This window comes from Rubellimicrobium mesophilum DSM 19309 (assembly GCF_000600335.2).
GTDB classification, from domain to species: domain Bacteria; phylum Pseudomonadota; class Alphaproteobacteria; order Rhodobacterales; family Rhodobacteraceae; genus Rubellimicrobium; species Rubellimicrobium mesophilum.
This window is the reverse complement of the sequence record NZ_KK088581.1, coordinates 9,809-30,940: the sequence shown is the minus strand read 5'-3', so window position 1 is coordinate 30,940 and position 21,132 is coordinate 9,809. Positions and strand designations below refer to the sequence as shown.

The window sequence follows — 21,132 nt, the reverse complement described above, 5'->3', positions numbered from 1 at the left end:
CCCTCCGCTATCTCGACTTGTCGTCCGCTGCGCCGGTCAGGTTGCGCACTTCCTTCAAACCGCTTGGCGCCATCTCCTCCATCAGTTGGAGGAAGTTCATGGGCACCATCCGACGCATCCGCCGCGCCAGCAGCGGGATCGGCGACGCGGGCTCGGTCCGCTCGTAGAACTCGATGATCCGGTCGAGCATCCGCTCGACGTCCTGCCGCGAGCCGACCGTGCCCGGGACGTTGGCGACCTGCGACGGCGCGAGCCCCGGGTCGGATGCAGCGCCGCCCGCACCGGCCTCGGGTTGCGCGGCCCCGCCCGGCGCCCCTTGGCCCAGGGTGCCCGCGATCCGCTCCAGGAAGCGCCCGAGCCGTGCGAAGCCCACGCCCGTGCCGTTCTCGGCGACCTGAGCCGAAAGCCGGTCCTCCAGGAGGCCCAGCGCCTCGCGCGCGGCCGCGACCCCCTCGACGAGATCCGCGAGCCGGCCCGGGTCCTCCGCCGCGAGCGCCCGGCAGGCGGTCCGCACGCGGGCCACGCGGGCCTCGTGCTGCGCGGTGAGGGCGGCCTTCTCGGGCTCGCCCAGGCCCGTCGGCACCTCGTTCAGGAAGGCCGTCCGCGACAGGCCCCCGGCAGCCAGGTCGGCGCCGGTGACGCGGCCCAGCGCGCGCAGGCTGAACATCCCCATGTGGGACAGGTCGCAAAGGAGCCCGTCTTCCTCGTTCTCGAGCTGGAACAGCGCGTTGATCCGGCGCACCGCGGCTTCGCGCGGCGAGGGCCGGTCCCGCAGCTCGGGGTGGAGGCTGGGCCAGTAGTCCTCGATGCTCCTCGCGATCAGCGTCAGCCCCGAGGCGACGCCCCGGAACCCCTCGGCCTGGGCGAGCGCCCGGACGACAATGACCAGGAGGCGCAGATCGCGACCCTCCGCCGCCAGGTCCTCGCATTGCCGCAGGGCCTCGTCCCAATCGACGGCGGGATCGCTGTCGGGGGTCTGGGCGCGGGCAGCCCGGGTGGCGGGAAGCAGGAGCCGTTCCAGCGCGTGGAAGCGGACATCGTTCCTTAGATCGATCCCCGAAGGGCTCGGCGCCGGGATTGGAGAGAGGAACGCATCGAGCGAAACCACGCCGTCCGCCTTTCCAAGGCATCAGTCAAACGAACGCAACACCTGCCTTGAACCCGAGCCTCCAGGAACTCCGAGCCCTAGCCCATGTGCCTCCTGATGTGGTCGAATGTCGCAGTGCGCTTCCTTTGCGTCAAGGCCGTGTTTCCAGCACGCGGGTCGCGATCCCCATAATGTTCTCGGGCTTTTCCTCGATCGCCGAGGTCAGGGCCTCGGTGATCGCGGCGACCGATTCGCCGTTCGAGGGGCGGAGCTCGAACAGGGGCTCGCGGGACAGGAAGGCGACGACCTCGCTCTTGCCGACCTCGTCTGGATCGGGGACGAAGCTCAAGGCATCCCCGTCCGCGTTCCGGATCGGCAGGACCGGCACGTGTCGAAGGCCATCCGTGACCGTGCCCAGCTCCTCGAGCCGGTCCGTCGGAGCATTGATCGTCGGCAGCAGGTTGTAGACCGTGCCGGCGGGGGTCACGAGAAGCACCCAGAGCGAGCCGTCCCCGACGCTCGTCGGGAGCTCGACGTCGATGGCGACGACCTCGTTGCCCCCCCTCTCGCGATGGAGCTCGTCCGCAGCGAACACGCCCGTCAAGCGAGGCTGGCGCGTGTTGGCATCGCTCAACCGGATGAACATGTCCCGGGTCGGCACCTCGGGCAGCACCCGGCGGACGGCGCAGAGGGCCTCGTTCAGATCGGTGACCTCGACCGACAGGCCCCGGTCGCCCACCGCTTCGGCCAGAGCCGCGCGGAGTCGGTCCACGTCGTCCGAGCTTATCAGATCGCCGACGATGCCGATCGTGTCGCCCAAGGCGTAGCCTCCGTCGGGGGGGTCCACCAGGGACAGCGGCCCGCAGTTGGCAGCGGCCCTCAGCATCTCCTCCACGGTGCCCACGGGGAGCAGGCGTGGCCCGGCGGCGAGGTCCAGGTCGAGCGTCAGACCGGCCTGCCCGGCCCGCTTCGGCAGTTGCTCGGCCAGTCGCTCACGGGTGCCGATGTCGGGCGCAAGGCCCGCGAGCCGCACGTCGCGATCCTGGGCCTTCAGCGTCCAGTCCCGAAGCTCCCCCGCCGCGCGGATCAGGTCGGCGACGCCGCCCACCCAGGCCTCCGAGGGCACTCCGTCCGCCAGGGACAGGGATCCATCGGGCGGCGCGCTCCCCGACGCCGCGGCGAAGGCCTGGGACAGCAGGGCCGAGGCGTCCGTGTCGGGAGCGTTGCCCGACAGCGCGGGCGCGGGCACGACGGTGGCGCTCAGGCGGTAGGGCGAGGCCACGGGGACCGGCGCGGCGAGGAGGCGGTCGAGCAGCCCCAGGTACCAGAGCGCCCCGGCTCCCGCCACGATCACGACGGCGACCAGCGCCGCCAGAAGATCGAGGCCCCGGCCCCGCTTCGACGGGCCCGACCCGCCCCCCCGGCGCGGCTCTGTCCGCTTGCCCAGCGCCAGCGCCTTCTCGATCGTGGTCAGCGCCTCGGCCGCCGAGGCCGGGCGCGCGGCTGGCGCAGGGGCCGAAAGCCGGTCGATGAGCCCCTTCAGCGGCTCGGGCACGCCCCCGGTGTCGAGCGGCTCGCGCTTGCGTCGCACGATCTCGCCGGGGGTGGAGCCGGCGAAGGGCACCTCTCCGCGCCAGGCCGCCAGCAGCGAGGCCCCGAGCGCATAGAGGTCCGATCGCGCATCGACCCTTCCCTCGAGCTGCTCGGGCGCCGCGTATTCGTATTTCCCCGCGAAGTCGTTGCCGACGATGGTCCGCGCGCCCGCGGCCGTGTCCTTGGCGATCCCGAAGTCGATGATCGTGGCCCGTTCGGCCGTGTCGCCCCTCAGGATGATGTTGTCGGGGGAGAGGTCGCGATGCACGATCCCCTTGCGGTGCGCGGCGTCCAGCCCCTGGGCGACGCGATGGGCGACGATCAGCAGCTCGCGCTGGTCGAAGCGTCGCCGCTTCAGCTCGTCCTGGAGCGAGGGGCCATCCATGAAATCCATGACCAGGAAGACGTTCCCGTCGTCCGAGCGGGAGCATTCGGTGTAGCGCACCACCGCGTCGTGGGTGATGTCGCGCATCTGCTCCTCGCGGCGCATGAGCTCGATGTAGTTGTCCTTGTCCGAGAACTGCCGGGACAGCGCCTTGATCGCGACGATGCGGCCCGAGACGAGGTTCCGCGCCCGGTAGACCTCGCCCGTGCCGCCGCGCCCGATGACCTCCTCGATCTCGTAGGTGTTGTTGAGCACCTGGCCCTGGTGGAAGATGTCGGTGGGCAGGGGCGGGATCATGGGCCGGACCTCGGTGCCAGTTGCCAAGATAATTGTCGCCAGAAGCTCGTGGCATTAATAGACTGCATTCGAGGCCGCGTGCTGAGTTTTCGGCAGGTCGCCGCGGCCGCGGCCTGTCGAAGGAGGTTCCGTTGGCCGGGAAGGGATCGAGCGAGACCATAAAGCGGCGCGAGCTGGTCGGAAAACTCAACCCGACCTGCCTCAAGGCCTTCTCCGACGCGGCCCAGACCGCCAAGGCGCGCGGCAATCCCTATGTCGAGTTCGTGCATTTCATCGAGCAGCTCTCGATCGCGCCGCGCTCGGACTTCGAGATCCTGCTCAAGGCGTCCGGCGTGGACCTGTCCCGCCTCGCCGCCGACACGACGCGGGCGCTCGACGCCCTGCCCCGCGGCGCGGGCGCGGTCGAGGAGTTCTCGGACCACATCTTCCGCGCCATCCAGGAGGCCTGGACCTACGGCAGCCTGGAGTCGGGCGACGACACCGTCCGCTCGGCCTACATCCTGATGGCGGCGCTGAAGACGCCCGTGCTGGAAGGGCTGCTCCTCAAGATCAGCCTCGAATACGACAAGCTCGACGCCGCCTCCCTGGCCCCCGCCCTTCCCGACCTTCTCTCCGGCTCGGCCGAGCAGACGCAGGCGCCCTCCGAGGCCACCCCGCCCAAGCCCCGCGCGGGCGGCCAGTCGGCGCTGTCGCAATACGCGACCAACCTGACGGAGCGGGCGAAGGTCGGGAAGATCGACCCCGTGGTCGGCCGCGACGCCGAGATCCGTCAGATCATCGACATCCTCATGCGCCGACGCCAGAACAACCCGATCCTCACGGGCGAGGCCGGCGTGGGCAAGACCGCCGTGGTCGAGGGCTTCGCCCTGCGCCTCGCGAAGGGCGACGTGCCGCCGCAGCTCCGGGGCGTGGACCTCCACATGCTCGACATCGGCCTGATGCAGGCCGGGGCCAGCGTGAAGGGCGAGTTCGAGAGGCGCCTCAAGTCGGTGATCGACGAGGTCCAGTCGAGCGCCACGCCCGTGATCCTCTTCATCGACGAGGCGCATACCCTGATCGGCGCCGGGGGCGCCGCCGGGACGGGCGACGCCGCGAACCTGCTCAAGCCCGCCCTGGCGCGCGGCGAGCTCCGCACCGTCGCCGCGACCACCTGGTCCGAATACAAGGAGCACATCGAGAAGGACCCCGCCCTCACCCGCCGCTTCCAGGTCGTGAAGGTCGAGGAACCCTCCGAGGAGGCGGCGATCCGCATGTGCCGGGGCGTGGCCGGGGTGCTGGAGAAGCACCACAAGGTCGAGATCCTCGACGAGGCCATCGAGGCCGCCGTGCGGCTCTCCCACCGCTACCTCCCCGCGCGCCAGCTCCCCGACAAGGCGATCAGCCTGCTCGACACCGCCTGCGCCCGCGTCGCCGTGAGCCAGCACGCCACCCCGGCCGAGGTCGAGGACATCGAGCGCCGCCGGGCCAGCCTCCTGGTGGAGCAGGGCATCATCGAGCGCGAGGCCGAGATCGGCATCGACATCGCCGAGCGGCAGGCCGAGGTCGAGGCCGCCCTGACCCAGGCCGAGGCCGATCTCGATGCCGCGACCAGGCGCTGGGAGGCCGAGAAGGCGCTGGTGGACGGGATCCTCGACCTGCGTGCCCGGCTCCGCCGCGCCGGGGCGGCGGTCGACGCGACCGGCAGCGCGGGCGACCTCCCCGCCGAGGCGGAGGAGGCTCCCGCCGACGAGGCCCGGGCTGGCGAGGGCGAGCCGGCCCCCGAAGCCCCTCCCGCCTCCCTCTCGCCCGAGGAGCGGGCCGAGGCGCTGGAGACGCTCCGGGCCCGCATGGCCGACCTCGCGGCGGCCCAGGGCGAGAGGCCGCTCATCCTCCCCTCGGTGGACCGCAACGCGGTGGGCTCGGTCGTGCAGGACTGGACCGGCATCCCCCTCGGCCGGATGCTCGCCAGCCAGACCGAGAAGGCCCTGAAGCTCGCCTCCATCCTTTCGGAGCGGGTCGTCGGCCAGGACCATGCGATGGGGATGATCGCCAACCGCATCCAGACCTCCTACGCCGGCCTCGGCGCCCCGGAGAAGCCGATCGGCGTCTTCCTCCTCTGCGGCCCGTCCGGGGTCGGCAAGACCGAGACGGCCCTCGCCCTGGCCGAGACCCTCTACGGCGGCGAGCAGAACCTCATCTCGATCAACATGAGCGAGTTCCAGGAGGCGCACACCGTCTCCACCCTCAAGGGCGCGCCGCCCGGCTACGTGGGCTACGGCAAGGGCGGCGTCCTGACCGAGGCGGTGCGCCGCCGGCCCTACTCCGTCGTCCTCCTCGACGAGGTCGAGAAGGCCCACCCCGACGTTCACGAGATCTTCTTCCAGGTCTTCGACAAGGGGATGATGGACGACAGCGAGGGCCGCCGCATCGACTTCAAGAACACGCTGATCCTCCTCACCTCGAACGTCGGGACCGAGGAGATCATGGCGATGACCGACGAGGGCCGCGGCACCGCCGACCCGGACGAGCTCGCCGGCGCCCTGCGCGAGCCGCTCCTGCGCGCCTTCCCCGCCGCGCTGCTCGGCCGGCTGGTGACCATCCCCTACTACCCGCTGTCCGACGCGATGATCGAGGCCATCGCCGGCCACAAGCTCCGCTCCATCGCGCGGCGCCTCGCCGAGGGCTACGACGCCGAGCTCGTGGTCGGCGACGGCACGATGGACCTCATCCGGGCGCGCTGCCTCGAGATCGAGTCCGGGGGCCGGATGATCGACGCGATCCTGACCAACACCCTCCTGCCCGAGCTGAGCCGCCAGGTCCTCAACCGCAAGCTCGCCGGCCAGGCCCTCTCGCGCGTGACCGTGACGGGCGGCGGCGGCGGCTTCGCCTACGCCTTCGAATGAGCGCGGCGCCCGTTCGGGGCGGCGATCGGGCAGACGGCCAGGGCCCGACCCGAGACGCTCATCGGGCCAGGGCCGCCTCGACCTCCGACCTGAGCCCATCGACCTGCGCCTGCATGGCCGAAAGGTCGGAGCTCAGCCGGTCGAGGGCATCCAGCATCCGCCTCAGCGCCGCGTCGTCGGTCGCCGGGGGCCCCGGCGACAGGGCGGTGGCGGCCACGGCCTCGGCTCCGCAAGGATACAGGTAGTCGCCGAGCGGCCGCTCCAGCCGGTCGCCATCCCGGATGTAGTCGGCCGCGAGGCGCACCCCGCGCTCGAAGGTGGCCCGGTCCACGACCGGCGTCCGCCCGGATTCATGGTGATACATCACCCTCATCCAATCCCAGAGCACGTCCGGGTCGCTCAGGTCCATCGCCTCGTCGGGGCCGGGCGGCACGGCAAAGTAGAGCGGCGCCAGGCCCAGCCACTCGTCCAGATACCGTGCGATCCGGCCGCACCAGCGCTCGGCCGCCGCGCCGTACTGCGCGACGCCCGCTGCGGTCGGCCGCGCGTCCCCATCGCAGGAGGCCGGGTTCACGCCAGCCATCGAATAGGCGAGCTGCCGGGGCGTCGGGGACAGCTTCGGATCGGTGAACTGCGCCCGCCGGAGCAGCCAGAAATAGGACGCCCCCACCCCGGCCTCGTCGGACGAGAAGCGGTAGATCCATCCGTCGGCGGAATCGAGCACGCGCTCGCCTTCGTCCGTCCAGCCGGGAAAGCTCTCCAGCTCGGCGATCCGGCGGAACTCCGCGCCGGGCGCGGGCCGATAGACCGTGAGGGCCAGGAAGTTGCGGGTGAACTCGGACTTGTTAACCCGCTCCGACATCGGGACCACGTTCGGATCGACGCAGCCCGCGTTCGAAGACGAGGAATCCTGACCCAGGGCGCCGGTCGCAGCGAGGACCAGCACCAAGGCCGAGATCGGCCAGCGTCGCGGAAAGAGAAACCTCAGAGGCATGTCACGCTCTCTGATCGGCATCGTCCCGTTCGATTGTGCCACGGCCACGCAAAAGATCAACGGGTCCGCGCCGTCGCCCAATGGCTGCGCCCCGCAGCAGGCGCCCCGGGCCTCGGGAGGACGGACCCCGGCGCGCGGGAGCCAACGCGCCGGAGGCGAGCACGAATCGCCGTGGAGCCCATGCGGCCGACGGAGGCTCCCGGCCGGACCGGGGAACGAGCGACAGGGACCAGCTCCGCGGATCGCACCTCCAACGACGCAGGTTCTCCCGGGACGGCTGGTGCAGGTGAAATTTCGTTTACAGCCAGTTACCCTTAGGGCAGATTGAACCCTGACGTGAACCAATCCGACTGCCGCCGGCTGGCGTCTGGAGGGCCAGCCCGCAGAGGGTGGCCAAGTCGTTGTGCCCTCTCTGTTCTGTAGGCCGCTTTGTTCTCCAGGCCGTAGGGAGGCAGACGTGGGCACCTATACCGGAACGGACGACGACGACACCATCATCCCCGGTTCCATCTCGGACGGCGTCACCGCGGACCCGCCCGACACCACGCCCGACGACGACGACGACACGCTGGTGGGTCTGGGTGGCGACGACATCCTGGACGGGGGCTTCGGCGCCGACGTCATGCAAGGGGGCCTGGGCGACGACATCTACTATGTCGACAACGCCTTCGGCGTCGAGGACCCGGGCGACGTGGCGACGGAGGACACCGACACGGCCGCGGGCGGCGTGGACGAGGTGCGCTCCACCATCTCCTTCACGTTGGGCTTCGGCCTCGAGAACCTCGTGCTGCTGGACAGCGACGACGACGACTTCGACCCGGACATCGACGGCACCGGCAACGAGCTCGACAACGTCCTCACCGGCAACAGCGGCGACAACGTCCTCGACGGTGCGGGGGGATGACGTCCTCGACGGCGGCGAGGGCAACGATACCCTGATCGGCGGCGCGGATGACGATACCCTCAGCGGGGCAGGCGGGGACGACGATCTCTACGGCGACGACCTTGGTACCGACAGCGACGAGGACCTGATCGGCGGCAATGACGTCCTCGACGGCGGAGAGGGCGACGACTTCCTGACCGGGGACAGCCTCCTCTCCTACGGGCCCGGAGCGGTGATCGGCGGCGACGACACCCTGACGGGCGGCGCGGGCGACGACTACTTGCTCGGGGACGAGCTCTCCTACCTCGGTTCCAGCGTCGTGACGGGCGGCGACGACACCCTCGTAGGGAACGACGGCGACGACCTCCTGTGCGGGGACCACGTCACCTACGTCGACGACGAGTTCCTCACCGGCGCCAATGTCCTGATCGGCACTCCGACGACCTTGACCGGCGGCGACGACACCCTGTTGGGCGGCGTGGGTGCCGACACCCTGTTCGGAGACGACCTCTACCTCCCCGACGGTCCGGGCACCCTGACGGGTGGCGACGACGTGATGGACGGCGGCAGTGGCGACGATGTCCTCTACGGAGATTATCTCACGTCCGATGGGTCCGGCACCCTGATCGGCGGCGACGATATCCTGAGCGGCGGTGCGGGCGACGACCAGCTCTTCGGCGACGAACTCTACACCGAAGTCGCTGGTGCCGCGACGGGTGGCAACGACGTCCTCGACGGTGGCGCCGGCGACGACGACATGGTCGGCGGCGGTGGTGACGACACCTATGTCGTGGACAGCGTTGGGGACACGGTCACGGAAGACCCTGATGGCTCCGGCTTCGTGGGGGGCACCGACACGGTGCAGGCCTCCATCGACTACGCGTTGGGCGACAACCTGGAGAACCTGACGTTGCTGGGCTCGGCCGACCTCGACGGCACCGGCAATGAGCTGGCCAACATCATCGCCGGCAACGCAGGCAACAACGACCTCGGCGGAGGCGAGGGCGACGACACGCTTGATGGCGCCGCCGGGGCCGACACCATGGACGGGGGCACGGGCGCCGACGCCATGGATGGCGGGGCCGGGGCCGACGCCATGGATGGCGGCCAAGGCGCCGATGTCATAAACGGGGGTGCGGGCGACGACGCTCTGGACGGCGGGACCGGGGCTGACGCAATGGATGGGGGCGCGGGCGACGACACCTACGTCGTTGACGACACTGGCGACGTGGCGGCCGAGGCAGGGCCAGGCGCCGGCGGCGTGGACCAGGTCCAGGCCAACGTCTCCTTCGGGCTCGGGACTGGGATCGAGAACCTGACCCTGCTGGGCGCGGCCGACCTCGACGGCACCGGCAATGGGCTGGCCAACACCCTGACCGGCAACAGTGGCGCCAACCAGCTCGATGGCGGAGCGGGCGCCGACACGATGGAAGGCGACGGCGGTGACGACACCTACGTGGTGGACGACACCGGGGACGCTGTCACCGAAGAGGCGGACGAGGGCACCGACGAGGTGCAGGCCTCCATCAGCTTCGTCCTGGGCGCCAACCTCGAGAACCTCGTCCTGCAGGAGGGCGCGGGCGACCTCGACGGCACCGGCAACGAGCTCGACAACGTCATCACCGGCAACGACGGCAGCAACGTCTTGGCGGGCGAAGGTGGCGACGACCAGCTCCTCGGCCTCGACGGCAACGATACCCTCGACGGCGGCGCGGGCGCCGACGCCCTGGTCGGCGGCACGGGCGACGACACCTACGTGTTGGACGACACCGGGGACGCTGTCACCGAGGCCGACGGCGAAGGCACCGACCTGGTGCAGGCCTCCATCAGCTACGCCCTGGGTGCCGACGTCGAGAACCTGACGCTGCTCGGCTCGGCCAACCTCGACGGCACCGGCAACGGACTCGACAACACGCTGACCGGCAACGACGGCGACAACGTCCTGAAGGGCGAAGGTGGCGACGACCAGCTCCTCGGCCTGGATGGCGCCGACACGCTCGACGGCGGCGCGGGCGCCGACGCGATGGCAGGCGGCGGCGGCGGCGACAGCTACGTGGTGGACGACGCCGGCGACACGATCGCGGAGGATGCCGACGCGACCGGAGGCCACGACGACGTCTTCTCCGCCGTGACGTTCGAGCTGGGGGACGGGATCGAGGACCTGGCCCTCACGGGCTCGGCCGACATCGACGGGACCGGCAACGCGCTCGGCAACATCATCACCGGCAACGGCGGCGCCAATACCCTGGAAGGCGGCGCGGGCGACGACTTCCTGACCGGTGACTTCGACCCCGAGACCGGCGAGCCCATCGACGATGGGGGCGACGACACGCTGAACGGCGGGGCGGGCGACGACACGCTCCAGGGTGGCACCGGCGCGGACACCATGCGGGGCGGCTTCGGCGACGATGTCTACCTCGTCGACAACGCGGGCGACGTGGCCGAGGATGTCGCCGACGCCGACGGCGGCAACGACGAGGTCCGCTCCCGCGCGTCCTTCGATCTCGGCACCGGGATCGAGACTCTTGCGCTCGTAGGCAGCGCCGATCTCGTCGGCACCGGCAACGAGCTCGACAATTACCTCGTCGGCAACGACGGCGCCAACATCCTGAGCGGACAGGACGGCGGCGACGTGCTGGTGGGCGGCGCCGGCATCGACGACCTGCGCGGCGGCCGGGCCACCGACCTGCTGCAGGGCGGTCAGGGCCGCGACGACCTCGCCGGAGGCTGGGGACGGGACTCGCTCGAAGGCCAGAGCGGCGGCGACGCGCTAGACGGCGGCCGGGGCGGCGACCTGCTCAAGGGAGGGGACGGGCGCGACCGGCTCGTCGGCGGCGACGGCCGGGATCAGCTCATTGGTGGCGATGGCAACGACGCCTTCGTCTTCGCCAACTCCTCGGAGGGGCCCGACATCATCCGGGACTTCCACGGCGCGGCTGGCGACAACGACCGGATCGTCATCGACGTCTCGGGCTTCAAGGGCGGCCTGACGGCCGGTCGGCTCGAGGCCTCGCAGTTCCAGACGACCTTCAACAGCCAGGCCCTGGACGAGGATGTCCGCTTCATCTTCAACACCAAGAACGAGACGCTCTGGTTCGATGCGGACGGCAGTGAGGAGGGCAAGCTGGTCCTGATCGCCAACCTTCAGGACGACGCCACGCTGACCCGGGCGGACATCTGGCTGGTCTGAGGGCGTTCCCTCGCCTCGCAGGATCGGTGGGGCCGCCGTCAAGGTTCGGCCGCCCTTTCCGGCTTGGAGGCAGAAAGGCCTGCCGCATCATGACCGCGCACCCTGGCCGACCCCGAGCGACGGGCTCGGCCGGGGTCACGTCCCGGCCAAGCGCCGGCTTCAGATCGTGCGCAGCAGCGCCGCTCCGGTCTCGAGGGTCTCCGACACGGTCTCGTAGGCGGCCGCCCGCGCCACGTCGGTATCCAGATCCTCCGTGCGCAGCAGGGCCGCCGCCGTCTCGTCGATGATGTCGCTGGCCTCGGCGATCGCGGTCTCCACCGCGGCGGTCGCGACCGGGCGGAGCGGGCGGCTGGTCTCGACCGCGACAGGGGCCGGTCGAACGGGCGACGCCGGCCGGCATGTCCCGCGAGGGGTAGCGCTCGACCACGGCCTCCAGTCGCTGCGAGGCGGTCTCGATGGCCTGGCGCATCGGGGCATAGTCGCCCGCCTGAGGGATGCTGGCGGCGACCTCCTCCAACCGTTCGCTCAGGCAGTCGACGACGTATTCCCGCGAGACCAGGGCGGCGCAGAAGTCGAAGGCATCCCTGGCCTGCGCCGCGATCCGCGCGGTGACCTCGGGGCTGGCCCTCTCGGTGGTCGCCGGCACGCCGGCCAGCCGCTCGCCCCCCAGCGTCACGACGCCCGGCTCCACCACGCTGCCCCCGAGGACCTCGGGCGAGAAGTCGGGCCCGAAGTCGGTCGTCACCGAGTCCGGCTGGACCTCGGGCGGAGTCTCCGGGGGCAGGTCGGGAGGAAGCGGTGCCACTGGCGGCTCCGGTGGCGGCGGGAGGTCGGGCGGTGGCGGCGGTGGCTCGCCAGGATCGGGGCAGACCCCCTCGCATCCGGATTGGGCCCGCGCGGCATCGGGCAGCCCGACAACCGCCGCGCCGACCAGGAGGAGTCCGAGGGGCGCAAGGGCCCAGACCAACTGCCGCACGGCGCTACCTCCCGAACAGGTCATCGACGAAGAAGGTTGCGGTCAGGACGAGCCGTCGCCGGTCCTCCTGATCGAAGACGTCGTCGACCGAGGCCCCGAAGCGCATCGAGTCGAGCCCGTCGACGCGGAAGACCGTGCCGAGCGAGACAGTCTCGCCCGTCCAGGCCACGCTGGCCCCGAGGTTGTGGGTCAGCCCCACGCCCGCGCCGAGGAAGACGCCCGGATCGCTCTGGTCGTCCACGATGTCGGACCCCACGCCGGCCGTCAGCATCAGCGGATAGCTCTCGTCCCCGACCTCGATCCTCGGGAACATGGTCACCGCCAGGGACGTGCTGGGATCGAAGTCCTCGGCCTCCCCCCAGCCCGCGAGGCGGTCGACCGACAGGCCGACATAGGTGGGGACCCTCAGGCCGCCCAACCTGCGCGAGGCCTTGATCGACAGGCTGCCCGACTCCCCGACCCCGTCGGACAGCGAGGTCAGGTTGACCGAGAACTGCAGGCCCACCGTCCGCGAGGCGTCGCCGACCCCGAAGCCGAACGACAGCGACCCTTCGGGGCCGTCGACGAACTCGTCCCCGTCCTGCTGCCGATTGGTCAGCGCCACCGCGCCGTAGGCGAGCCCGCTGGGCGCCACGGTCGCGGACCGGATGCCCTGGATGGAGACCAGCTTGCTGGTGTCGTCCCTGGCGGACTGTGCGGCCGCGGGTTCCACGACCAGCATCCATGCGGCGGCGGTCAAGAGCGCCGGCGCCGATCGGCGAACATATCCCAGTCCCAAGGAAACCCCCTCGCGCTGCACCCCGCGCACCGTGCCGCGGGATCGTGTCCCCCAGCCGGGCTCGCGGTCATCCTCCTGCGACAAGGCTAACCCAGCGTCAGCTACAGGTCCAACCCAAACGCAAGGCGGATCGCGGACTGTGTCCCGGCGCCATAGACTCCGTCGATCGGCCCGTCGTAGAACCCGCGCCCCTGCAGCTCGTCCTGCAAGGCCCGGCGCGTCGCGACGCTCAGCACCCTCGGATGCTCGGTGAGCTGGTCGAAGACCCTCTGCCCCCCGGCCCGGAGCGCCTCGTAGAGGTAATGCGCCGCCGCCTCGGGGCCTTGGCCGTCCACCCGGCCGCCGTTGATCATCAGGGCGTAGTTGAACATCGCGTCCGGCCAGCGCAGGTCTGCGGCGCGGCGGAAGTCGTCCACGGCTCGGGCGCGATCCTGCGCGATCCCCAGGCCTCCGCTGTAGCGGAGGAAGCCCATCGTGTTGATGGCGGCGGCATAGTCCCTTGCCGCCGACGCCTCGTAGAGCTGCAGGGCACGCTCGGGATCGGCCGGCACGCCCCGCCCCTTCTCGTAGACGATGGCCAGATTGAACATCGCCTCCGGGTCACCTGCGGCGGCGGCCTCCTGCAGGTAGGTCACCGCGGCCGCCATGTCCCCGCGTGGCGGCTCCGCGTACATCTTCAGATAGGCCAGCGAGAGGAGCGAGCGCGGGTCGCCCGCATCCGCCATGGCCAGGAGCTGCGCCTCCTCCTCCGGCCCGATCCGCGCCCACCGCGCTTCCGGGACCTCCGCGTCGGTCGCCTCCTCCTCGGCCTGGGCCTCCGGCCCGACCAGATAGAACGGCGTCGAGCTCAGGGACCCGTAGGTGTAGGGCTCCTGCCGGTTGCCCGTCTCGGCCAGCACCGTGTCGCGGACCTCCCGGAACATCTGCCCGATCTCGAGGCCGGGCATGGCCATGGCGTCGATCAGGGCGAGGGCGAAGGGGCTGTTCCGCCCTCCCCCGTCCCAGGAGACCTGCCCCTTGCTCGCCGCATAGGCGACCAGCGTCCCCCGGTCGGGCGTCACGGCGGCAAGCCCGCCGCCGCTCGTGCTCCGCGCCGCCGGCCCCCCTCGGAGCTCGTCGAGGTCGCGGTGCGGGTCTCGATCAGGTCGCTGTAGGGATTGTCCCGGCAGGCGTCGAGGATCACCACGCGCATGACCCGCGCGTTCCTCACCGTGTCCATGAACTGCTCGAGCGAGACGGCGTGCTGCTGCACGTCCCGGGCCGAATGGACCTCGGCATCCACGGGGATGAGGTAGTTCTCCCCCTGGACCTCGACCCCGTGCCCCGCGAAGTAGATGAGCGCGAGGTCGGCGGTCTCGGACCGGAACGCGAAGTCGGACATCGTCTGCAGCAGCTCGTCCCTGGTCGCGTCGGTGGACAGGGTCACCTCGACGCCGATGTCCTCGAGCTCCGCGGCAATGGCCCGCGCGTCGTTCACGGTGTTGTTGAGCGGGCGCGTGTGCTGGTAGTCCGCCATCCCGATCACGAGGGCCATGCGTTCGGCCATGGCCGTCATCGGCGTGACGGCGAGAAGGACCACGAGCGCCAGCCCGAGGCGCCTTGACAGGCCTGCGAACATGCTCCGCTCCTACAGGCGTCAACATCGTTCAGTCTACATCAGCGGGGTCCCCGGAGCAATCTTCCGTGCTGGTCCGGCGTCCGCCCGCAAGGCTCTCGGCGTCGGGACCGCGAGGGATCGTCAAGGCGCGGGTCTGGCTCCTGCCCCAGACCCGAAGGGACCCGCCCCACAGTCTCCGGTCCGGACCAGGGCGGCCGGCGTTCCGGCCACCCCGACCCCCGGGGCCCTAGATCAGCAGGACATCGGCGCTGGTCACGGTGGCGCCGGTCTGCAGGTCGGCGACCAGCGTGAGGCCGCCCGCCGCGTTGCCGTTGCCGTCGAACCACAGCGTCCGGTCGGTCGTCCGGAAGATGAACCGGTCGTCGGCGTCCTGGGCGAGGTTGTCGGCGCGGGTCTGGAACTGGGACGCCGCAAGCGTCGTGCCCGCCACCAGTCCGCCGCCGAAGGCGAGCGCGCTGATCTGGAAGGCATCGTTGTTGGCGGAGGTGTTGGTGAAGTCGGTTATGAGGTCGCCTGCGTCGGCCACGGCGGCGAACACGAACACGTCGTTGTTCGTGCCTCCGCTCAGGGTGTCCACGCCGCCCCCGCCGATCAGGGCATCGTTGCCGCCCGCCCCCGAGAGGGTGTTGGCCAGGCCCGAGCCCTTCAGGGTATTGGCGAGGCCGTTGCCGGTGCCGGTCACCGCGGCGCCGGCAAGCGTCAAGTCGTCGAGGTTGCTGCCCAGGGTGTAGCTGGCCAGGTTCGTGCGGACCTCGTCGCGGCCCTGGCCGCTGTTCTCGGTGATCCGGTCGCTCGTGCTGTTGACCGTGTAGCGGTCGTCGCCCAGCCCCCCGACCATGGTATCGGCGCCGACAGGGCCATCGAGGTCGTCGTCGCCATCGAGGATGTCGTTGCCCGCCCCGCCGTTCAGGGTGTCGTTGCCGCCATGGCCCACGAGCGTGTCGTTGCCGCCTGCGCCCGTGACGACGTTGGCGGCGTCGCTGCCCTGCCCGACGAAGTTGCTGGTCCCGGTGTAGGTCAGGTTCTCGACGTTGGCGTGCTCGACGGGGTAGTCGAAGAAGCTGAAGTTGCTGGCCGCCGTCCGAACCGTGTCCGTGCCCGCGCCGGCCGCCTCGACGATGGCATCCTGCTCGTCGTCCACGATGTAGGTGTCGTTGCCCGCCCCCCCGATCAGCGTGTCGGAGCCGGTGCCGGCATTCAGGACATTCGCGGCGCTGTTGCCGGTGAGGGTGTTGTCGAGGGCGTTGCCCGTGCCGTTCAGCGCGCTCGTGCCGGTCAGGACGAGGTTCTCCACCTCGGCCGCCAGGGTCTGGGTGACGGAGCTCCTCACCGTGTCGGTGCCCTCGCCCGCGGCCTCGACCACCTGGTCGCCGGCCTGCGCGACGACGTAGGTGTCGTCGCCCGCTCCCCCGATCAGCGTGTCGATCCCGCTGCCGCCATCCAGGGTGTCGTTGCCGCCGGCGCCGGTGATCGTGTTGGCGAGCGTGTTGCCCGTCCCGGTGAAGCTGCCGGTGCCGACGAAGGTGAGGTTGTCGATGTAGCCCATGCCGTTGAGCGAGATGTTGAGGCTCGTCAGCGTGGTGCGGGTCTCGTCCACCCCGGCGTTCGCGGTGGACTCGTTGGTGCGGTCGCCCAGGTTGTCCACGTAGTAGGTGTCGTTGCCCTGGCCCCCGGCCATGATGTCGGCGCCCAGCCCCCCGTCGAGGACGTTGGCGCCGCCGTTGCCGGTGAGCGTGTTGGCGAGCTCGTTGCCGGTGCCATCGACGTCGTCCGTGCCGGTGAGCAGGAGCTTCTCCAGGTTGGCGCCCAGGGCATAGTCCTGGTCGACCTCGACCGTGTCCGTCCCCTGGCCGCCGTTCTCGACGATGGTGTCCTCGGCGACGTCGTCGCCCGTCAGCACGTAGGTGTCGTCGTTGAGCCCGCCGGTGAGGGTGTCCGCGCCCGTCCCGCCGATCAGGCGGTCGTTGCCGGCCTCCCCGTAGATCAGGTCGTCGCCCGCCAGGCCCGAGAGGGTGTCGTTGCCGCCCCGGCCCCAGATCTGGTCCTCCTCGCTCGTGCCGGTCAGGCTGTTGTTGGCGCTGGTGCCCACGAAGTTGCCCGAGACGTTGCCCACCTGGATGACGAGGTCCTCCTCGTGGGAGGCGCCCGCCCTGTCGGTCACGGTGAGCGTCACCCCGTGCGAGGTCGCCTCCTCGTAGTCGATCAGCGCCCCGGCCGCGACGCGGACGGTGTCGTCCACGATTTCGAAGAGGCCCGAGGGATCGTCGATCGTGTAGACGAAGGTGTCGTCCGCGTCCGCGTCCACGGCGGTGAGCGTGGCCACGAGCGTGCCCCCGGCCGAGTTCTCCTGAACCGAGCCGCCCACGACCGTGATGTCGGTGGGCGCCGAGTTGACGTTCAGGACCGCGATCTCGAAGCTCTGCTCGAAGCTCAGGCCGCTCTCGTCGGTCACCTCGACGGTGATGCCGTGCGAGGCCGCCTCGTCATAGTCGAGCACCGCACCCTCGGCCACGACCAGTTGGTCGCCCGCGATGTCGAAGAGGCCACCCGCGTCGTCCACCAGCGCATAGCTGAAGCTGCCCGAGCCATCGGGGTCGGTGGCTGTCAGCGTGGCGATGGAGGTGCCGCCGGGCGAGCCCTCCTCGATCTCCGTGCCGCTGAGCTGGATCTCGCTCGGCGCCTCGTCGGCGTTGAGCACGGCCAGCGTCACCGTCTCGCTGTAGGTGCCGATGCCGTCGGAGACCTGCACGGTGATGTCGTGCGAGGCGGCCTGCTCGAAGTCGAGCGTGGCGCCCTCGGCCACCACGATCTCGTTGCCGTTCACGATCTCGAAGAGACCTCCCGCATCGTCGGTGAGCGTGAAGCCGAGGCTGTCGCCGTCGGGGTCGGTGGCGTCGAGCGTGGCGACCAGGGTCCCGGCGGCCGCGTTCTCCTCGACCTCGCCGCCCGAGAGGATGAGGGAGTCCGGGTCCTCGTTGCTGTTCGTCACCGCGATGGTGAAGACCTGCGAAAGCACGTGGCCCGCGGAATCCGTCACATCCACCGCGATCGTGTGGCTGTCGGCCGTCTCGAAGTCGAGCACGGCATCCGGCGCCACCCGGACCTCGTCGCCCTCCAGGACGAAGCGGCCCTCCGCGTCGTCGGCCAGCGTGTAGGTCAGGGTCTCGCCCGCATCGGGGTCCACGGCCGAGAGCGTGCCCACGACGGTCCCGGCTGCCGCCCCCTCGGCCACCGTGCCACCCGCCAGGTCGAGCGAGGTCGGGTCTTCGTTCACGTCGGCCAGAGAGATCGTGAACGTCTGCCGGCTCGTGGCGCCCGAGGAGGGATCCGTCACCTCCACGGTGATCCGATGGCTGGGCTGGGCCTCGAAGTCGAGCATCGCGCCATCGGCCACCACGATCTCGTTGTCGGCCGTCAGCTCGAAGAGACCGTTGGCGTCGTCTATGAGCGCATAGGCGTAGCCCGCATCCGGGTCGCTCGAGGACAGGACCCCCACCAGGGTGCTGCCCGCCGCGTTCTCCTCGACGCTGGTGCCGTCAAGGGCGACGTCCGCGGTCGTCAGGACGACGTTGTCGAAGATGGCCCAGGCATCCGGCGTCCAGCGGAACTCCACGAGATCGGACCCGAACCCTTCGGGCAGCGCGACGGTCTCCCACCCCGAGGCATCGACGTAGTTCGAGTAGGTCACGGTGGACCCGTCCGCCTTGACGCCGACGAAGGTCACGTTGCCGGGAGAACTGTACACCCCCAGGTCGATCGAGGCGATCCCGAAGGTCTCGCCGTCCTCCTGAGCGAGCGACTCCGTCGTCCCTGGATAGATGTTGACGAGGAAGAGGCCCGTCCCAAGGGTGTCGGCGTGGGACACCTCCCCGAACGCACCTTCATAGGGGTCGAAATAGCCTTGGACGGACAGCACGAACCCGTCTTCGCGGTAGGCCTCGGCTAGCCTGTAGGTGTCGTAGACGGGATCGTATCGGGTGGCCTGATCGCGGGCATCGGAGAGGTCGATCATCGTGGTCACGACCGGCGCATCGCCCGTCGGCAGCGCGTCGGTGTCCACGACCGCATCCGAGAAGACCAGCCGCTCCACCGCCACGAGCTGGTCCTCGCCGTCCGATGACCCGCCGCCGAGGTCCGTGACCGTCACGGAGCCGTCGGCGTTCCGCTCGATGGAGTAGTCGGACAAGGCGCCCGAGAACACCGCCGAGTCCATGCCGCCGCCACCCTCCAGGCGGTCGTCCCCGCCGTTCCCCTGCAGGGTGTCGTCTCCCCCGAGGCCTCGGATGACGTCCCCGACCTGACCTCCCGAGAGGGTGTCCCCAAGGGTCTCGAAGCCCGTCACGTCGAGATGCGCGTCCGTCTCGGCCGAGCCGTCCAGGGTCAGCGACGGATCGCCGGTGGTTCCGGCATGTATGGCCAGCGTGCTGCCCGCCGAGGCCAGGCTGTCCACCAGGGCGAGCGAGCCGCCCCAGTGGACCCAGATAGCCTCGATGTTCGTCACCGTGGACAGGTCGAGGGCGACTTCGCTGCCGTCGTAGAGCCAGTAGAAGTTGTGGATGCTCAGCGTGTCGTAGCCTCCCCCTCCATCGACCAGCACCGGCTGCTGCGCCGCGTGGGAGTTGAGGCTGATGTTGTCGTCGCCCGCGCCCGCCAGCAGCGTCCCCGCCCCCCAGAACGATTGAAGGTTGTCGTTGCCGTTGCCGCCATCCAGCAGCGCCGCGCCCTGGGCCACGAACGTGTCGTTGCCCTCTCCCCCATGCAGGACGTCCGCCCCGCCTGCGCCATCCAGGCTGTCGTCGCCGTCCGACGTGGTGATCTCGTCGGCCCCGCTGCTTCCGAGGAAGTCCACGGCCCGTCCCAGCAGCTCGCCGGCCAGGTCCACGGAGCCCGCTGCCGCCAGGCCGAGGGAGACGGACGAGGACTCCTGGCCGGCATAGTTGAGGATCGTGTCGAAGCTTTCGAACTGGTCGGCCGTCGCCACGATGCGGCTGTTTCCGTAGTTCTGGTAGGTGACGAGCACCTCGATGCCCGAGATCGACAGATTGGAGATGTCGCCGGTCTGCTGGGCCTGGAGATAGTCGACCCCATCGCCGCCATCGATCGTGCCCCCGGCAGGTGTCGCCCCGAAGAGCGCGATGCTGTCGTTGCCGGCGCCACCGTCGATCGTGGCCGTGACGCCCCCGGAGACGCGGACCCAGAAGCTGTCGTTGCCGCCTCCCCCATGGGCGGAGTCGTTCCCCGCGGCGCCGACTCCCCCGAAGGAGTAGGTGGCCGTATCGATGAAGTCGTTCCCATCGCCGCCGGAAAGCACGTCGTCGCCATCGCCGCCGATCAGTTGGTCATCGCCCGCGCCGCCGTTCAGCGTGTCGTTGCCGCTGCCGCCGTCGAGGATGTCGCTCCCGTTGCCGGTCGTGACGACGTTGCCGAGATCGGATGCCCGCACCGTCGCCGCCACGCCGCCCAGCTCGCTGGAGAGGTCGAGGGTCCCGGCGTCGGTGACGATCAGGGACACGGGCGCATTGGGGGCACCCGACGAATGGCGGATGGCCTCGTAGGCGTCCAATCCGCTCGTGGTGCCCGACACGGCCTCGCCGTTCGTGTAGAGCGTGCCGCCGCCGACGGTGCTGTCCTGGCCCAGCCCGTCGTTCCAGGCCGTCGCCACGTCCGAGGCCGACCAGGCGTGATCGCTCACCACGACGTTGTCGATCGTGCCGTCGACCGTGAAGTTGCGGCCGTCGTCCGCATCCCGCGCGCCGATGAGGAGAGGGCTGGACGACGAGGTCAGCGTTCCCGAGTTCGTCGTCGAACCGATCAGGCCGCCGTTCCAGTAGAGCGAGAACGTGCTGCCCTGCCGCGTGACGACGAACTGGTTCCAGGCATCCGCCGAGATCCCGCCGACCGGAGCTTGCAGCACCACCGTGCTGCCACTGGTCGGGGCATAGAACTGGACGGCCAGGTTGCCTCCGCCCGTGTCCACGAAGCCGAAGGTCCAGCCGGGGCCCGAGGCGCCGGTGAACTCCTCGATCAGGGTCTGGTTGTGGCCCAGGGTGTCGAAGTTCGCCCAGACCTGGATCGTGAAGTCGCCGGCCCCCAGATCGTAGTCGCTGTCGGTGATCGCTCCGCTTCCCCGCTGTCCATCCACCTCGAGGCCGCCACCCTGCAGCCCTCCGCCGGTGGCGGCTCCCCCGATCAGGGTGAGGTCGTTGCCCTGGCCGCTGCCGTCCGAGAGGCCGTTGTCGAAGCTCCAAGAACCTTCCGGCATGTCTTACGCTCCTGTGAAAGCCGCGCGCCGTCGTCACGGGGAGGCCCGAAGCGGCCTCGTTCGCGCCGGCACGCGTCGCGGGTTCGCGCCGTCGACATCGGATCCGACATCCGCCCCTTCCGCGCGTGCAGGGACGCGCGGCTCCCGGGGCCGGTGCGATGCGGTAAGGCGGCGACGCGCCCAGGGC

At 70.4% G+C, this 21,132-nt stretch carries 11 protein-coding genes; 3 read left to right on the top strand and 8 right to left on the bottom strand.

Features of this window, described 5'->3' with window-relative positions:
- Positions 1-7: 7 nt before the first annotated feature.
- Together RUMESO_RS13800 and RUMESO_RS13795 are read right to left on the bottom strand one after the other, a co-directional pair.
- Complete coding sequence (locus RUMESO_RS13800) at positions 8-1,108, bottom strand: type VI secretion system protein TssA (protein WP_037281144.1); 1,101 nt, start codon at positions 1,106-1,108, stop codon at positions 8-10.
- Between the two features lie 130 nt (positions 1,109-1,238).
- Entirely contained in the window at positions 1,239-3,362 is a 2,124-nt protein-coding gene (locus RUMESO_RS13795) for a serine/threonine-protein kinase (RefSeq protein ID WP_037281143.1), read from the bottom strand.
- Between the two features lie 131 nt (positions 3,363-3,493).
- Between RUMESO_RS13795 and tssH the strand changes: the two genes are divergently transcribed.
- On the top strand, positions 3,494-6,244 hold the full coding sequence (gene tssH, locus RUMESO_RS13790) for a type VI secretion system ATPase TssH (RefSeq protein ID WP_037281142.1): 2,751 nt from the start codon (positions 3,494-3,496) through the stop codon (positions 6,242-6,244).
- A 58-nt stretch (positions 6,245-6,302) separates the two neighbouring features.
- Here the strand turns inward: tssH and RUMESO_RS13785 are convergent, their stop codons facing one another.
- Positions 6,303-7,238, bottom strand: coding sequence for a hypothetical protein (locus RUMESO_RS13785; protein WP_037281141.1), 936 nt, complete (start codon positions 7,236-7,238; stop codon positions 6,303-6,305).
- A 457-nt stretch (positions 7,239-7,695) separates the two neighbouring features.
- Between RUMESO_RS13785 and RUMESO_RS27870 the strand changes: the two genes are divergently transcribed.
- Both RUMESO_RS27870 and RUMESO_RS13775 read left to right on the top strand, forming a co-directional pair.
- Positions 7,696-8,142, top strand: a complete 447-nt coding sequence (locus RUMESO_RS27870; RefSeq protein WP_037281140.1) for a hypothetical protein — start codon at positions 7,696-7,698, stop codon at positions 8,140-8,142.
- Complete coding sequence (locus RUMESO_RS13775) at positions 8,129-11,311, top strand: beta strand repeat-containing protein (protein WP_037281139.1); 3,183 nt, start codon at positions 8,129-8,131, stop codon at positions 11,309-11,311. Before RUMESO_RS27870 ends, RUMESO_RS13775 begins: the two co-directional genes overlap by 14 nt.
- A 159-nt stretch (positions 11,312-11,470) precedes the next feature.
- Here the strand turns inward: RUMESO_RS13775 and RUMESO_RS25220 are convergent, their stop codons facing one another.
- From RUMESO_RS25220 to RUMESO_RS13760, 5 genes are all read right to left on the bottom strand, one after another.
- On the bottom strand, positions 11,471-11,629 hold the full coding sequence (locus tag RUMESO_RS25220) for a hypothetical protein (protein WP_156362943.1): 159 nt from the start codon (positions 11,627-11,629) through the stop codon (positions 11,471-11,473).
- A 662-nt stretch (positions 11,630-12,291) separates the two neighbouring features.
- Positions 12,292-12,999: a hypothetical protein gene (locus RUMESO_RS13770; RefSeq protein WP_037281138.1), complete on the bottom strand. Its 708-nt coding sequence runs from the start codon at positions 12,997-12,999 to the stop codon at positions 12,292-12,294.
- Between the two features lie 167 nt (positions 13,000-13,166).
- The gene (locus tag RUMESO_RS27865) at positions 13,167-14,126 is read right to left on the bottom strand and encodes a caspase family protein (RefSeq protein WP_169791172.1); all 960 of its coding nucleotides are present in this window, start codon (positions 14,124-14,126) and stop codon (positions 13,167-13,169) included.
- Positions 14,123-14,683: a caspase family protein gene (locus tag RUMESO_RS25205; RefSeq protein WP_156362942.1), complete on the bottom strand. Its 561-nt coding sequence runs from the start codon at positions 14,681-14,683 to the stop codon at positions 14,123-14,125. Before RUMESO_RS25205 ends, RUMESO_RS27865 begins: the two co-directional genes overlap by 4 nt.
- Before the next feature lie 226 nt (positions 14,684-14,909).
- A complete protein-coding gene (locus RUMESO_RS13760; RefSeq protein WP_037281137.1) occupies positions 14,910-20,945 on the bottom strand; it encodes a cadherin domain-containing protein in 6,036 nt (2,011 codons plus the stop codon).
- Positions 20,946-21,132 lie beyond the last annotated feature (187 nt).

Coding starts and splice junctions, on each gene's coding strand:
- RUMESO_RS13785 (WP_037281141.1), bottom strand. CDS start 7,238: ATGCCTCTGAGGTTTCTCTTTCCGCGACGCTGGCCGATCTCGGCCTTG.
- RUMESO_RS25205 (WP_156362942.1), bottom strand. CDS start 14,683: ATGTTCGCAGGCCTGTCAAGGCGCCTCGGGCTGGCGCTCGTGGTCCTT.
- RUMESO_RS13795 (WP_037281143.1), bottom strand. CDS start 3,362: ATGATCCCGCCCCTGCCCACCGACATCTTCCACCAGGGCCAGGTGCTC.
- RUMESO_RS13760 (WP_037281137.1), bottom strand. CDS start 20,945: ATGCCGGAAGGTTCTTGGAGCTTCGACAACGGCCTCTCGGACGGCAGC.